The organism is Streptosporangium sp. NPDC001559 (assembly GCF_042893955.1).
GTDB lineage: Bacteria > Actinomycetota > Actinomycetes > Streptosporangiales > Streptosporangiaceae > Streptosporangium.
In genome coordinates, this window is the sequence record NZ_JBIAVG010000006.1 from 17094 (window position 1) to 31346 (window position 14253).

General features: G+C 72.6%; 10 protein-coding genes. 3 read left to right on the forward strand and 7 right to left on the reverse strand.

Annotated features, from left to right (window positions below):
• Positions 1-6: 6 nt before the first annotated feature.
• The 3 genes from ACFYY8_RS15185 to ACFYY8_RS15195 form a co-directional block, all read right to left on the reverse strand.
• Positions 7-2262: a SulP family inorganic anion transporter gene (locus ACFYY8_RS15185; RefSeq protein WP_390041019.1), complete on the reverse strand. Its 2256-nt coding sequence runs from the start codon at positions 2260-2262 to the stop codon at positions 7-9.
• A 76-nt stretch (positions 2263-2338) separates the two neighbouring features.
• Positions 2339-3907 (reverse strand): hypothetical protein, encoded by a 1569-nt coding sequence (locus tag ACFYY8_RS15190; protein WP_390041021.1) that lies wholly within the window; start codon positions 3905-3907, stop codon positions 2339-2341.
• 183 nt (positions 3908-4090) lie between these two features.
• Positions 4091-4657 carry a YbhB/YbcL family Raf kinase inhibitor-like protein gene (locus ACFYY8_RS15195; RefSeq protein ID WP_390041023.1) on the reverse strand — a complete coding sequence of 189 codons (567 nt, stop codon included), beginning with the start codon at positions 4655-4657 and terminating at the stop codon, positions 4091-4093.
• A 470-nt stretch (positions 4658-5127) separates the two neighbouring features.
• Here ACFYY8_RS15195 and ACFYY8_RS15200 point away from each other — a divergent pair, with 470 nt between their 5' ends.
• Together ACFYY8_RS15200 and ACFYY8_RS15205 are read left to right on the forward strand one after the other, a co-directional pair.
• On the forward strand, positions 5128-5721 hold the full coding sequence (locus tag ACFYY8_RS15200; RefSeq protein ID WP_390041025.1) for a PH domain-containing protein: 594 nt from the start codon (positions 5128-5130) through the stop codon (positions 5719-5721).
• Entirely contained in the window at positions 5718-7322 is a 1605-nt protein-coding gene (locus tag ACFYY8_RS15205; protein ID WP_390041027.1) for a PH domain-containing protein, read from the forward strand. Before ACFYY8_RS15200 ends, ACFYY8_RS15205 begins: the two co-directional genes overlap by 4 nt.
• Positions 7323-7391: 69 nt before the next feature.
• Here the strand turns inward: ACFYY8_RS15205 and sepH are convergent, their stop codons facing one another.
• From sepH to ACFYY8_RS15220, 3 genes are all read right to left on the reverse strand, one after another.
• Complete coding sequence (gene sepH / locus ACFYY8_RS15210) at positions 7392-8792, reverse strand: septation protein SepH (protein ID WP_390041029.1); 1401 nt, start codon at positions 8790-8792, stop codon at positions 7392-7394.
• A 449-nt stretch (positions 8793-9241) separates the two neighbouring features.
• Positions 9242-10567 (reverse strand): D-arabinono-1,4-lactone oxidase, encoded by a 1326-nt coding sequence (locus ACFYY8_RS15215; RefSeq protein ID WP_390041031.1) that lies wholly within the window; start codon positions 10565-10567, stop codon positions 9242-9244.
• Between the two features lie 87 nt (positions 10568-10654).
• Positions 10655-11869 carry an MFS transporter gene (locus ACFYY8_RS15220; RefSeq protein WP_390041033.1) on the reverse strand — a complete coding sequence of 405 codons (1215 nt, stop codon included), beginning with the start codon at positions 11867-11869 and terminating at the stop codon, positions 10655-10657.
• Between the two features lie 124 nt (positions 11870-11993).
• On the opposite strand from ACFYY8_RS15220, the gene ACFYY8_RS15225 reads away from it, so the two are divergent.
• Positions 11994-13205 carry a lytic murein transglycosylase gene (locus ACFYY8_RS15225; protein ID WP_390041035.1) on the forward strand — a complete coding sequence of 404 codons (1212 nt, stop codon included), beginning with the start codon at positions 11994-11996 and terminating at the stop codon, positions 13203-13205.
• Here the strand turns inward: ACFYY8_RS15225 and ACFYY8_RS15230 are convergent.
• Positions 13196-14158 carry a ferrochelatase gene (locus tag ACFYY8_RS15230; protein ID WP_390041037.1) on the reverse strand — a complete coding sequence of 321 codons (963 nt, stop codon included), beginning with the start codon at positions 14156-14158 and terminating at the stop codon, positions 13196-13198. The genes ACFYY8_RS15225 and ACFYY8_RS15230 overlap by 10 nt on opposite strands.
• Between the last annotated feature and the right edge of the window lie 95 nt (positions 14159-14253).

Genomic DNA, 14253 nt, shown 5'->3' on the forward strand with positions numbered 1-14253 from the left:
TTGGGGTTACGGATGTCTATCCACAAGGCCAGGTGCCGGCCCGAGCACGTGGACCCGGGCCGTGGGGATGTCGAAGTAGAGGCCGACCAGCTCCAGCCGCCCCCGTCCGACCAACTCGTCCACCCGGGGAATGGTCAGCAGGTTCTCCAGCTGCTGGATCACGTTCGTACGGCACAGCCGGTCGAGCGCCCCCTCATCGGCTCCCGCGTCCGGATCGGAGAGGAAACGCGCCAGGCTGCGGTCACCGTGACGCAGCCAGCGTCCGAGCGAGGGCAGCCCCGCGGCCTTCTCGCCGCCGCCGAGCAACGCGGCCATCGCCCCGCAGCCCGAGTGGCCGCAGACCGTGATCGTCCTGACGCCCAGCGCGCCGGTCGCGTACTCGATCGCGGCCATGACCGAGTCGTCGCGCGGCGCCGCCCCCCAGCGGGGGATCAGGTTGCCGATGTTACGGACGGTGAACAGATCACCCGGCCCGCTGGCCGTGATCAGGTTGGGCACGACCCTGGAGTCGGCACAGGTGATGAAGAGGTGGGAGGGGTCCTGCCCGCGGGCCATCGCGTGCAGGAACGGCCTGACCAGCGGCGCCGTACGGCGGTGGAACTCCCGTGCCCCGGCGAGCAGGTGGTCGGGCGCCGGGGCCGGTCCGGCCCGCTCCGGTGGAGACCCAGCAGGGGAGGGCCCGGCCGGCGGGAGCGTGGGACCGCGCCGGTGCGCCCAGGGCAGCCACCAGCGCTCCGGGTCACGGGGTGGCGACTTCGCCGGGAACATCCTGGCGCCGCCTGCGGCCATGGCGTACCACTCGTCGTGAAGCTCGTCGACGTCCACGCTGCCGCCCCCGCGCTCGTGCTCCTGCCGCCAGGCGTGCACGGCCTCGAAGGCCGCGTTGTCCATGAAGTCGATGTTCAGGTCGAGGTCGACCGCCACCCCGGGGGGAACGGTGTGCAGCTCCGCGACGATCCTGGGCACGCCGAGGAAGGTCAGTGAACCGCCGATCAGCACGTGCCAGCGGCCGTCGGGCTCGGGCCTGGCCCGGACCGTCACCCCGGTGAGGCGGCGCAGCGCGGACAGCGCGGCCAGACCGAGGCCGAGCAGGACCCCCTCGGGAAGACCGAGCAGCACGACCCCGGCCATGGTGGCGAAGTAGACCGGGATCTCCCCGTGCCCGTGCAGGCCACGCAGACGCCGCAGATCGGCCATCCGGACGCCGATGAAGATCAACAGGGCGGCCAGCGCCTCGGCGGGGATCAGCGTGATCGTCTGCCACAGGCAGACGGCGAACAGCAGAATCCACAGGCCGTGCAGGACCGCCGACCAGCGGCTGCGCGCCCCGGCGCGCAGGTTGGCCGTACTGCGCACGATGACCCCGGCGACGGGCAGCCCGCCCAGCGCGCCGCTGACGATGTTGGCCACACCCTGCGCGGCGAGCTCCCTGTCCAGGTCGCTGCGCCCGCCGTCGCGCTGCTTGTCGACGGAGACCGCGCACAACAGCGACTCGACCCCGGCCAGCAGCGCCACCAGCAGCACCGCTGCGACGATCCCGTGCCAGTCTCTCTCCGGCCACACCGGGGCCACCCAGCCGACCAGACCGGCCGACAGATCGAGCCGGGTGACATCCCAGCCGGCCAGCAGGGCCGTCGCCGAGGAGACGGCCAGGGCGGCCAGCGGCGCGGGCACGATCCGTGATCGCCGGGGCAGCCGGTTCCAGCCGAGCATGACGCCGACGGTGAGCAGGCCGACGAGGACCGCGTGACCGTGGACGGCGGCGATCTGACCGGGCAGCTCGGCGAGGTTCTCCACGGCGGAGCGCTGCGGGGCGCCGCCGAGCACCACGTGCAACTGGCCCAGGGCGATCACCACACCCACCCCGGCGAGCATGCCGTGCACTACGGCGGGGGAGACCACCAGCACCGCGCGGGCCACCTTGAAGGTGCCGAGCAGCAGCTGCAGGCCGCCCGCCAGCAGGGTGATCAGGCAGGTGGCCCGCCATCCGTACACGGCGATCAACTCGGCGACCACCAGTGACAGCCCGGCGGCGGGGCCGCTGATCTGGACGGCGGAGCCCCCGAGAAGGCCCGCGACCACCCCGCCCGTCACCGCGGCGACCAGCCCGGCGGCGGGCGGTGCCCCGGAGGCGACCGCGACGCCCAGCGACAGGGGCACCGCGAGAAGGAAGACCACCAGGGAGGCGGGAAGGTCATGACGCACTACGGAGGCGAGGGTGCTTGCGGTGAGCGCGATGTCACTCTTCGTGTTCGTCCCCATGGGCAGACACTACGCTGCCGACGCCTCGCGGTTCAGTGGCCCGGCGTGGCCTGTTACGGACGCCGGGACGGATCGGTCAGCGGTAGTAGTCGGGGTAGTCGGGCTCCTGGGCCCGGTGACGGCTGCCACGGGGGGAGGGACCCGCCTGCCCGTCGGGGGTCGTCGCGACCTCGGGGACGCCGGTGCCGTACAGATCGCCGTAGCTCGGCCACACCGTGCCCGCACCGCCGCCGGGGGCGGGGGCGGGCTCCGGCCAGGCGGTGGAGGGGGCCGGTTCGTAGCCCTGACCGCCGGAGGGCCTGCCCGCCGTACGCGGCTGCTCGTCGTAGGAGCCGACCGCCTTCGAGGGCGCGGTCGGGGTGGAGATCGCCGGGGTCGGCCCGGTGAGCGCGTCGTCGTCGATGGTGGCCCAGCCCGTGCTCACCTCGTAGGAGGTGGCCGAGGGGGCGGCGGAGGGGGCGCCGTACACCGGGTTCTGGTAGGAGGCGTACGACGGTCCGGGATCGTCGAGGATGTCCGGGCCGCCGGCCGCGGGCCAGCCGCCCGAGGTGGGCGAGGTGGCCCGCGCCCACGGGTTGTCCGCGACGGGCCCGGACGGTTCGGGCACACCGCCGGAGCCGTACGGCGCGGGCGCCGGGGCGGCACCGGGCACGGTGTTCGGAGCCGTGTTCGGGGTGGTGCCCGCGGGGAAGTTGGCGGCGGGGAACCCACCGCTGGTGGTCGGGCCCATCGGAGGCATCGGCGGCGGAACCTGCCCGGCCCCGGGCTCCCGTACGGGGGTCCCGCCCCCACCACGTCCGGCGGCGCCACGCGGGCGGGGCGCGAGCGGCTCGTTGAGCGGGTCGGGTCGCGTGGGCGCGCCCGGCAGGGGGCCGGGGCCCGTGTTGCCACCGGCCGCGGCGTTCGCGGCGGCGGCGCGCCCGCTCCTGCGGGAGCGTGGCGTGCGGGGCTCACCGAACGCGCCGGGCGTCGGGGCCGCGAAGGTCACCGTCTTCTGCTCGGCGAGCGCGGCGGCGGTGGGGGCCGGGTTCGGCTGGACCGGTTCGATCAGGTCGGCGAGGCCGGACGGCAGCGAGGCCGAGGCGACGGCCGGGGCGGGCGGCGGCACGGGAACCTGCGCGGGCCTGGGGGCCTGCGGCCTGTTCGGCAGCGGGGCCTGCACGGTCACCGCGTCGGCGGCCGAGGACGCGATCGGGACGACAGGGGGGACCGGCGGAACCGGGGCCGCGGGCGGCCGGCCCGGCGTCTCCGACGCGGGACGGCTCGCGCCCATCTTGGCTGCCAAGGACCCTCCGAAACCGCCCTCGTCAGCCTGGAGCCGCGTCCAGTAGTCGTCGTCGTAGTCGTCGGCCTGGCCGAACTCGTTCACGCCGCGTTTCCCTCGCGAACCCGCGGGACGTGGCGGACGGGGCGGCTTCGGCTCGTCGAACGGGGTCAGGTCGGGACTGAAGTGCTTCATCTTCGGTTCCCGGGTCGCGAAGTCGTCGATGGACAAGGCGGGCGTCTGCGCCTCCTTCTCCTCCAACTCGCGAAGGCGTTCCGCGGGGAGCGCGCTCTCCCTGCGGTTCATCGACCGCATGCCCAGTGCCACGACGACGAGCACGAGGAGCACGACGGCGACCAGACCTGCTACGACCGCGATCATTGCACCACCCTCAAGGCCATGGCCTTCCAGCGGCGCCGGTGAGGTCGCGCGGCCATCGACGCGACCTGCCCCCTTGCATCACCTGCGCACGGACATTGGATCTGATTGTGTCGGACCACTATGAGCGTTGTCACACCCTAAGTGAAGAATCGGTAACCATTACTACCTCCGGTGTTTGACCTGTCACTCGATGTGCGTCGTGGTGAGCCGGCCCCAGGCGATCGTCCTGGAGGCGATGCTCTTCAGGGTCTTCTCAAGGGAGGCGCCCTTGGGAAGCTCGATCCGGTCGTTGAGCGCGTAGACGGTGAAGCGGTAGCTCTCCTTGTCGCGGCAGGGCGGGCTGTACCCCGTCTTACCGCTGGTGGTGCTTCCCTCCACGGCGCCGACCGGGACGCTGTCATCGGCCAGTTCGTTGGTGCGCGGGTCGATGTCGAACACGACCCAGTTCACCTCTCCACCGGTGCGTGAGTTGTTGTCGACCACGATCGCGACCGACTTGGTGTCGTTCGGAATCCCCGACCACCGCAGCGGCGGGTTGCCCGCCGACCCCTTGCACGAGTAGTCGGAGGGCAGAGCCGTGCCGTCCCGCAACTGGGGGCTGGAGACACTGATCGGCTCCAGCTGCAGCCGGTCGGCGGACGCGGAGCCGCCCGTCAGGCCACAGCCCGAGGCAACGACGACGAACGCCGCGGCCAGTGCCGTCCCCACGGCAGGTCGCGGGCGGCGTGTATACGTGTTCGGCTGCCCCATGCCCGATGATGCTACGCGGATCTGGCAGATGCGCAGACCGGATCGCGAGGTTCCATGGCGCGGAAAAACCCGGGAATCGGACACGAACCCGAGGTGGAGAAAGCGCTTCCCGGTCCGGGGGCCGCCACCCCGGCGAGAGGAGGCGCTCGTGCCCCGGAGCCCTCGCATCCATCCCGACCTGCCGATATCCGGCGCCGATGATCGACGATCAAGGTATGGGCACGGCCTCGCCGCGGCGGGGCGGCCGTCTTTCTGACGGGCGGCCCGGTCCGGTTGTGAATCCTGTGGAGTTCCGGTGCGGGAGCGCCGTGAACGCTCGGGAAACCTGCGGGTCGTGTTTCCCCGCGCCCCGGCTCCTCCGGCCTCCCCACGGCCCTCTGGGGCGACGCCAGAGGGCACCGTACGGCCAAGCCGTACAACGCGGGCATGACGGGTCAGCCCCCTGGGACGGAACCCTTTAGGCTGGCACCGTGAGCGACCACGCCGAAGAGCACGCCGAACCCGCGAGGGCGGCCACGGTCCTGCCCGGCACGGGTGGTCGTGACCCCTTGAGGGTCCCCCTGCGGGCCCCGGCGAACGCGGTCTCCCGCAAGGCGATCGCGCTGTGGCTGTTCGAGGGACTGTTCTGGTCCGTCGTCCTGATCGGGGGGTCGTTCCTCCTCACGCGCTGGATCGACGGCGACCGCTGGTCCTGGCTGCCCGGATGGGTGCTCGGCAACATCTGGTGGCTGCCCGTGCTGGTGACGCTCGCCACCCTCCCCGCCGCGATCGCCGAGCCGTTCTGGCGCTACGCCGTGCACCGCTGGGAGCTCACCGGGGACGTGGTCTACGCCCGCTCCGGCTGGATCAGCAGGGAGTGGGCGTTCGTCCCGGTCAGCAGGATCCAGACGGTCGACAAGGCGCAGGGCTGGTTCGAGCGGGTCCTGGGACTGGCCACGGTCGAGATCCGGACGGCCTCCCACGCCGGGTCCTCCACGATCAAGGGCCTCGACTACGAGGTCGCCGCGGCCCTGGCCGAGGAGCTCGCGCGGCGGGCCGAGGAGCTGAGGGACGACGCGACGTGACCGGTCAGGACGAGGCGCCTCCGAGCCCCGGGATCCACCAGGGACCGGAAGCCCCGCTCCCGGGTCCGCCGTTGCGGCTGAGCCCCAAGGTGCTGCTGACCGAGCCGATCAGGATGCTCCCCTCGCTCTTCCTGCCGCTGGCCGGGGTGCTGTTCGTCGGAGGTTTCTCGCCGGGCTCCTTCCTCTGGGCGGCCCTCGGCGTCGCCGGTTCCGTCGCCTACGCCGTGGTCCGCTGGGCCACCTTCACCTACCGGGTCGCCGGGGACAGGCTCGAACTCACCCGGGCCCTGGTCAGCAGGTCGGTACGGACGATCCCGCTGGAGCGCGTGCGTGGCGTCGACGTCAGCAACCCGCCGCTGCACCGGCTGCTGGGCATCGCGGTTCTGAAGATCGACACGGGCGCGGGCGGCGAGGACAAGCAGGAGGGCGAGCTCGACGGGGTGACGGTCGCGGAGGCGGAGCGCCTCAAGGCCGTGCTGCTCCGGCACGCGAGGACCGGCGCGCAGACGGGCGAAGGCGGCCGTGACCCGGTGGCCGTGCCCGCCGGGCCGTACCAGGAGGGGGCCTCCACGCCGGTGGACCGGCCGCAGGCCGAGCGGGTGCTCTTCGTGGTGCCGCGCCGGTGGCTGGCCTACGGGCCGTTGTCCGGGGCCTACCTGCTGACCCCGTTCGCGCTCGCGGCCGGTGCGGTCGGCCTGGCCTTCCAGTGGGGCAACGAGCTACGCGTCGACGGACGGTTCCTGGTCGGCGCGGGGGAGTGGCTCTGGGACCACCCCGTGGTCCTGCTCGTGGCCCTGGTGCTGCTCGTGCTGGCCATGCCGGTCGCGGGAGGCGTCATGTACGCCGTGTTCAACTGGGACTTCACCCTGCGCGTGCGGGAGGGGTACCTCGTCGCCGGGCGCGGCCTGCTCACCCGCAGGAGTGTCTCGCTCGAACGCCGCAGGGTGCGCGGGTTCGAGCTGGTCGAGGGGGTCGCCGAACGCTGGGCGGGGGTCGCCAGGGCGTGGGCCGTCGTGACCGGGCTCGGCGACTCGCAGACCCGGGGTCAGCTGCTGCCCGTGGTGCCCAGGTCGAAGGCGCTGGACGTGGTCGGGGAGGCGGTCGGCCCGACGATCTCCCGGCTGCGGCCGCATCCGCCCGCGGCGCGCAAGCGCAGGCTCTTCAGGGCGGTCTTCCCGTGGCTCGTGGTCGCGGTCTGCGCGGGAGCGGCCGGGTTCGTGTGGTCGCCGCTGTGGTGGGGGCCCGCCGCCGTCGCCCTGCTCCTGGCGGTGCTCGGCGTCCCGCTGGGCCTCGACCGCTACCGCTCGCTCGGCCACGCCTACGACGGGGCCCGCCTGTCCGTCAGGTCGGGCTCCCTGCGCCGCTCCCAGGTCGTGATCGAGGAACGCGCCGTGGTCGGCTGGAAGCTGACCCAGACGCCCTTCCAACGCCAGGCCCGGGTGCTGACCGTGACCGCCGGAGTCGGGGCGGGCAGCGGAGGCTACTCGGCCTTCGACGTCGGCGAGGCCCAGGGCGTGGCCTTCGCCGCCGAGGTCACCCCCGCCTGGCTGGCGCCGTTCCTCCTGACCGGACACTCCGAGCGGCCCAAGCCGGTGGAGTGAACACCTTCCGTACGGCGAGGCGGGGGCGGCCGGTTTCCCGTGCCGCCCCCGCCCTCGCGTGTCCTGTGGTCAGTCCTGACGTCTGGCGCCGAACATGATCTCGTCCCAGGTGGGCACCGAGGCACGCCGTCCCCTGGCTCGCTTCGCGGGCCGTGCGGGGGCCGGCTTCGGCGGTTCGACGGGTTTCTCCGCGACCTTCTCCGGGACCTTCTCAGCGGGTTTCTCCGTGACTTTCTCCGGAACCTGCTCGGCGGCCTTCTCCACGACGGGCTCGGGGGGCGCGGCGGCGGCTTCCTCCCTGGCCCGCTCGTCCAGGCTGAGACGTGCGGCGGGCACCGCGGCCGCCTCCTCCTCGGCGGGTTCGGCGGGAACGCCGGTCTCCGTGGACCCGGCGGTCTCCAGGACCTCGGGGGACGGCTCGGCGGGCGTCGTGACCTCGGCGGGTTCGGCGGTCTCGGCGACCTCAGGGGCCACCGGCTCGGACTCCATGACCTGCTCCCGTGTGGCGAGCGGCCTGGGCGTCACGAGCACCGGGGGTTCCTGAGGCCGCATCCGGGCGACGGGTGCGGCCTCGGGGGTTCTGATCGGCTGCTCGAACGGGGCCATGGAGTCGGGCGCGCGCAGCGGAGGGACGGTGGGCCTCGGCGGATCGTAGCCCGGGGGCAGCGGCGGCATCGGAGGCTGCGTGTAGGCGGCCGGAGCGGAGCGTTCCTGGGGCGCGGGCGCCTCCGGCGGCGGGGGCGAGTCGTCGGAGGGCGTCTGCTCCTGGCGCAGGACCGAAGGGAAGGAGACCGGGGACTGGCTCAGCGGCTCGGGCGCCAGCGGGGGCACCGGCGCGAGCTTGGCGACCCGGGGCACGAACGGGGTGACCGTGCTGTCCTCGGCCGGCTCGGCCTGGTCGCCCGACGACAGGCGCATGGCCTCGTCGTCGTGCGGGGTGATGTGACGCCGCCGCGGGTCGAAGATCCATTCAGCCCTGCGGCTGTGACCGTTCCACACGAAACCGAGCTTGATCCGCCACAGGTTGTCGTCCCGCTTCGCGGAGTCCCAGTCGATCTCGTCGGCGGGCACGCCGCGACGGGTCAGCCGTTCGGCGACCAGTTCACCGAGGGTGGGGCCGGGAGCGGAGTCACCAGGCAGCCGCACGGCGCAGCGTTGCGCCTGCTGGGCCATGTACTCGCGTTCCTGGAGCACGGGGCCCTCGAACCACCGCACGCGCTCGACCGGGATGCCCGCCGTGGCGGCGATCTCCTCGGCGGTCTCGCCGGCGCGTATCCGGGCCTGGATCTCCTTGGGGCGCAACGGACTCTCCACTTCGATCTCGTACTGGCCGAGACGGGAGAAGTTGCCGCGGACGGCAGCGCGGAGCCGGTCGTCGACGGGCAGCGTGAACCGGGTCCCCCGGCCGGCCGTGGCCAGCACAAGGTAGGTCCCGTCCTCACTCACCGCGACGAGACGGAGCTCCTGCATGCGAGTCCCTTCGTCGTCGTGCTCAATCTTCCCCCGGACCCTTGAGTCTCTCGCGTGTGCCGGTTGCCTGCCAGCACCGTACCCGGCATGTCCGAACATCGCCTTCCTGGATGGGGCTCGCAGCGATGTGACGCCGGTCACATTTGCTCCATTCACCTGCTTATCGGGCATCGTTGTGGAGCAGTACATTCGGAGTCCCCGACGGATTCTCCCCAATAACCCAGGGCGCCGTCGCGAACTTGGTGCAAGAGCCCCCGGTTCGGGGCGGCCGGCCTGGGCGACGGGAGACGCTTCCTCGGATCCGGGCGGCGCGGGCGTCCGCGAATCCGCTCCGGCGTCCGCCGCCGAGGCGACAGGACGCCGGCACGTGACTCTCCGGAGAGGCCGCACGCGAACCTCGTGACAAGGGGAACGGGCGGGGGAGTCCCCTGGATCGCGGGACGCGCCGGTCAGCCCAGGACGGTGTCCAGATAGTCGTTGGAGAACGTCCGTCCCGGGTCGAGCAGGTCCCGTAGCCGCAGGAAGTCCGCGAAACGCGGATAGACCGTGGCCAGGTAGGCCGCGTCGCGGGTGTGGAGCTTGCCCCAGTGCGGCCTGCCGCCGAGCCGGACCATGATCTCCTCGACGCCCTCGAAGTAGTCCGGGTTCGGGGTCGGCCGGTAGACGTGGCAGGCGACGTAGGCCGAGTCGCGGCCGTAGGCGGTGGACAGCCAGGCGTCGCTCGGCGGGGTGACCCGCACCTCGATCGGGAAGGTGATCCGCCAGCCCCGGCTGTCGATCAGGTCACGGGTCTCCCTGAGGGCCTGGGCGAGGTGCTCGCGCGGGATGGCGTACTCCATCTCCAGGAAGCGCACCCGCCGTACGGTCGCGAAGACCTCGTAGGAGGTGTCCACGCGCTCGGAGGCCGACAGCGCCGAGGCCGACAGCGCGTTGATGCCGGGGATGGCGGCGGGCAGGCGCGCGCCGAGCCCGCACAGCGCGCCGAACACCGTGTTCTCCAGGAAGACGTCGTCCAGCCAGTGCCTCAGCGCGCTCTGCGGCCTGGCCGGGCCGGGGTGGCGGTTGTTGCGCTTGGTCAGGCAGGTGTCGGTGTGCGGCAGCCAGAAGAAGTCGAGGTGCTCGTTGTCCGCGGTGATCGTGTCGAGCGAACCGAGGATCTCGCTCAGCCGCATCGGCTGCCTGACGCTGTGCAGCAGGAACGAGGGCTCGACCGCGAAGGTCAGCGCGGTCACCACCCCGAGCGCGCCCAGGCCGACCCTGGCGGCGTCGAAGAGGTCCCGCTCGGTGACCCCGTCGCGGATCTCGGCGGTGCCCTCGCGGGAGACGGTGACGCTCTCGCCGTCGGCGAGCACCAGGTCCAGCGCGATCACCTGGTCGGCCAGGCCGGCGATCCTGCCGCCGGTGCCGTGGGTGCCGGTCTGTACGGCTCCGGCCAGGGTCTGGGCGGTGATGTCGCCCATGTTCGCCAGCGCCAGGCCCCTGCGGGCGAGTTCCTCGTTGAACACGCTGAGCGGGGTCCCCGCGGCCGCCCGTACCCACCCCTCGCCGGTCTGCAGGACGCCGGTCAGCCGTTCGGGCCGCAGGAGCAGCCCGTCGGTCAGCGCGACGCCGGTGAAGGAGTGCCCGGTGCCGACCATGCGCACCCGTCGCCCCGTCTCGGCCGCCCGCCGTACGGCCAGGGCGACCTCCTCGGCTGAGGAGGGCGCGTGGACCTCGGCGGGGACGGCGGACTGGTTGCCCGCCCAGTTGCGGAAGGCGGCGGGGGTCCGGCTCATGGTCGCTCCTCGGCCGGGGATGTCGCGAGGCGTGCCCGGCTCACGCCGCGGGCACGGGTCCGTCCCGCCAAGAGACATGAACCATACTCACGATTGCTCCTGGAGAACAGGGGGCCGCAGCCAGGCGAAGCCGCCCACTCCGACGGCCACGGCCAGCAGGGCGCAGCCGAGCGGGAAGATGTAGGCGTTGGAGGAGCCGTAGAGGTCGGTCAGCCGTCCGGCGGCCCACGAGCCGAGCGCGACGCCGAAGCCGACCGCGGTGGACAGCCACGCCATGCCCTCGGTGAGCAGGCGGGCCGGGACCAGCCGCTCGATCAGCGAGTATCCCGTGATGAGCGTCGGGGAGACGGCCAGCCCGGCGAGGAACATGAACGGCGCCATCACTCCGACGTGCTCGATCAGGGCGAAGGGGGAGACGCCCAGGGCGAAGATCCCGAGGGTGGTGACGAACCGGCTGCGCATCGAGGACTTCCAGCGCCGCGCGCCGTACCAGAGGCCGGACAGCAGGCTTCCCATGGCGATGACCGACAGCAGCAGCCCGGCCGCGGCCTTGGCGCCGTGCTCCTCGGCGAAGGCCACGGTGATCAGGTCGACCGAGCCGAAGACCGAGCCGACCGCCAGGAAGACGCACGAGAGCAGCGCGACGCCGGGAATGGTGATCGGGCTCCTCGAACTCTCCCCCTTGGGGATGATCGGGGGCTCCGTGCCGCGCTGCATGGCGAAGGCGACGGTGCCGATCACCGTGGAGACCAGGGCGACGACCAGTCCGGCGTACGGGCTGACCGAGGTGGCCAGCGCGGTCACCAGCGCGGGACCGGCCACGAAGATGACCTCGTCCGCGATCGACTCGAAGGAGAAGGCCACGTGCAGATCGTCCGACCGGCCCAGCAGGTGGGACCAGCGGGCCCGCACCAGTGAGCCGAGGGACAGGGCGCTGGCGCCCGCCAGGGCGCCGGTGACGAACAGGGTCCACGCGGGCGCGCCCAGCCCGCCGCAGAGCATCAGGCCGCTCAGTGAGACGCCGTGGGTCAGCACCAGGGGAACGGCTATCCTCGCCTGGCCGTACCTGTCGACCAGGCGGCCCGACAGGGGGGCGGCGACGGCGAAGGTGACGCTGACGGTGGCCGCGACCGCTCCCGCCATGGCGTAGGAGTCGGTGAGGGCCTCGACGAGGAGCACGATGCCGATGCCCAGCATCGACATGGGCATCCGCCCGAAGAAGCCCGCGATGACGAACCCCTTCACGCCGGGCCTGTTGAACAATCTCCGGTACGGCCCGACCACGGACTGCCCCTTTCCCACGTTTTCGCCGTCGATCGTATCGACCATTTCTAACCAAACCATCACACGGCAACTCATTTTTCGCGCAACAGAGCGAACCGGTGGTGCTTGGGCTAACGTGAGGGCAGTGTCACATCATCCCAGGTTGGGGGTATTGGTCGCGATACTCGCCGTGACCGCCCTCGCGGTCACCACAGGTGCGATCTTCCTCGTCCTGAGCCCGGCCGGCTCCCCGGCGCAGGTCCGTACGGCGACCTCCGACCTCCGGCGGGACACGACCGTGCGAGACCTGGCCAGGCTCGCCCCGCAGGCCGACCTCACCCAGGCGAGCCCGTCCCCCGTCACCCCGACCCCGGTGGTCGCGGCGACCGGCGGGCCGGGGATCACCCTCACCCCGCCCCGGCTGTTCGTGGTCTCCCAGTCGACGCTTCCCGAACGCACCAAACAGGACATCTCCCGGCTCGGGCACGTCCAGAAGGTCGACTCCTTCGACGGGGGAGCGGTACGGGTCTCCGGCACCGCGCTCAACCTGCTCGCGGTCGAACCGGCCCGTTTCCGCGCCTGGGCGCCCAAGGCCGTGGCCGACCAGCCGAGGGTCTGGGAGGCGCTGAACAGAGGGGAACTCATCGCCGACAGCGCCGCGGTCCGGCGGCTCGGGCTGGTCCTCGGCGCCAGGTACCAGGTGGACGCCGGTCCGGCGCTGCGGGTCGCCGCCTCGGCGTCCTTCGGCCTGCCCGGAGTCGACGGCCTGGTCGGCGCCGAGACGGGACGGCGGCTGGGCCTGCTGCCCGGGGTGGCGCTGCTGGTCAACGGCCCGGAGAAGGAGGTCGCCGCGATGGACGCCGGGGTGCGCAAACTGCTCGGCTCCGGCGCCCAGGTGGTCGTCCTCGGCGGGAGCCGTACGGCCAGGAGGACAGAGGTGAAGGCCGAGCGGGTACGGGAACGGGCGCGTACCGGCAACAGGGCCACGGTCGGGCGGCCGGGCAGCTATCTGGAGCTGTACCGCAAGGCGGCCACCGTCTGCCCCGGCCTCTCGTGGACGGTGCTGGCGGCCATCGGCCAGGTGGAGAGCTCACACGGGCGCAACAACGGCCCCTCCTCGGCCGGAGCCCTCGGCCCCATGCAGTTCATGCCCGCCACCTGGAAGGCCTACGGCGTGGACGGGGACGGCGACGGCGTCGCCGACATCTGGAGTCCCTACGACGCCGTGCCCGGAGCGGCCAACTACCTGTGCGCGAACGGCGCCGGACAGGGTGGCAAGAAGCTGGCGAAGGCCGTGTGGTTCTACAACCACTCCACGGCCTACGTCAACAAGGTCCTGTCCGTCGCCCAGGCCTACGCCCGCGCCTACCCGTGACGGCGGGGCGGGGCCGGGCAGCAGGTGGCCGCGCACGGGACGGGCTCGGGCTCGGCGAGCAACTCGCCGACCATCGCGACGAACCGGGGGTGGGTGCCCGCGGTCGCCGCCCTGGCCAGCGGGAGACCGAGTCCGGCGGCTGTCTGGGCGGCCTCGACGTCGAGGTCGTAGACGACCTCCATGTGGTCGGAGACGAAACCGATCGGTACCAGGACGACCGCCGGGGCGTCGACCTTCTGCAGGTGGTCGCAGACGTCGGGCTCCAGCCACGGCACGTGGGCGGGGCCGCTGCGGCTCTGCCAGACCAGGTCCCACTCCCGGTCGCCGCCCAGCCCGGCGACGACCGCGGCGGCGGCCCGGCGTAGCTGCGCCTCGTACTGCCCGCCGCCGGGCCCGGCCGTCCTGGCCATCGAGACGGGGACGCTGTGCGCGGTGAAGACCAGGCGCGCGGCGTCCCGGTGCTCGGCGGGCAGCCGGTCGAGGGCCTGGCGGGTGTGGTCGACCATGGCCGCGACGAATCCCGGGTGGTCGAAGTAGTGCCTGAGCTTGACGACCTCGGGGGCGCCCTCGACCGCCGCCCTGGCCAGGGCGATGTCGTCGAGGTACTGCCTGCACGCGGAGTAGGAGGCGTAGGCCGAGGTGACGAAGGCGGCGGCCCTGCGCACGCCGTCGGCGGCCATCCGCCGCAGGGTGTCCTCAAGGTAGGGATGCCAGTTGCGGTTGCCCCAGTAGACCGGCACGTCGACGGTCGGCTCGACGGCGGCGATCAGGTCGCGGCACTGCTGGTTGATCGGGCTGTGCCCCCCGAAGCGCTGGTAGTGCGCCTCGACCTCCAGCAGCCGCTCACGCGGGACTCCCCGGCCCCGCACCACGTTCTCCAGGAACGGCATGACGTCGCCGGGCTTCTCAGGCCCTCCGAACGAGACGACGAGCAGCGCGTCGTAAGTCCCCATGACTCTCATCAAACCGCATGGCGGGGAATCCTCCCGCATCGCCGCGCATCATCGCGCCGGGGGGAGCCGAGTGGTATGGAAAGTGGCCTCCCGGC

Bases quoted from the DNA above. Each gene is read 5' to 3' on its own strand.
- ACFYY8_RS15185 (WP_390041019.1), bottom strand. From the start codon at position 2,262: ATGGGGACGAACACGAAGAGTGACATCGCGCTCACCGCAAGCACCCTC.
- ACFYY8_RS15190 (WP_390041021.1), bottom strand. From the start codon at position 3,907: ATGATCGCGGTCGTAGCAGGTCTGGTCGCCGTCGTGCTCCTCGTGCTC.
- ACFYY8_RS15195 (WP_390041023.1), bottom strand. From the start codon at position 4,657: ATGGGGCAGCCGAACACGTATACACGCCGCCCGCGACCTGCCGTGGGG.
- sepH (WP_390041029.1), bottom strand. From the start codon at position 8,792: ATGCAGGAGCTCCGTCTCGTCGCGGTGAGTGAGGACGGGACCTACCTT.
- ACFYY8_RS15215 (WP_390041031.1), bottom strand. From the start codon at position 10,567: ATGAGCCGGACCCCCGCCGCCTTCCGCAACTGGGCGGGCAACCAGTCC.
- ACFYY8_RS15230 (WP_390041037.1), bottom strand. From the start codon at position 14,158: ATGGGGACTTACGACGCGCTGCTCGTCGTCTCGTTCGGAGGGCCTGAG.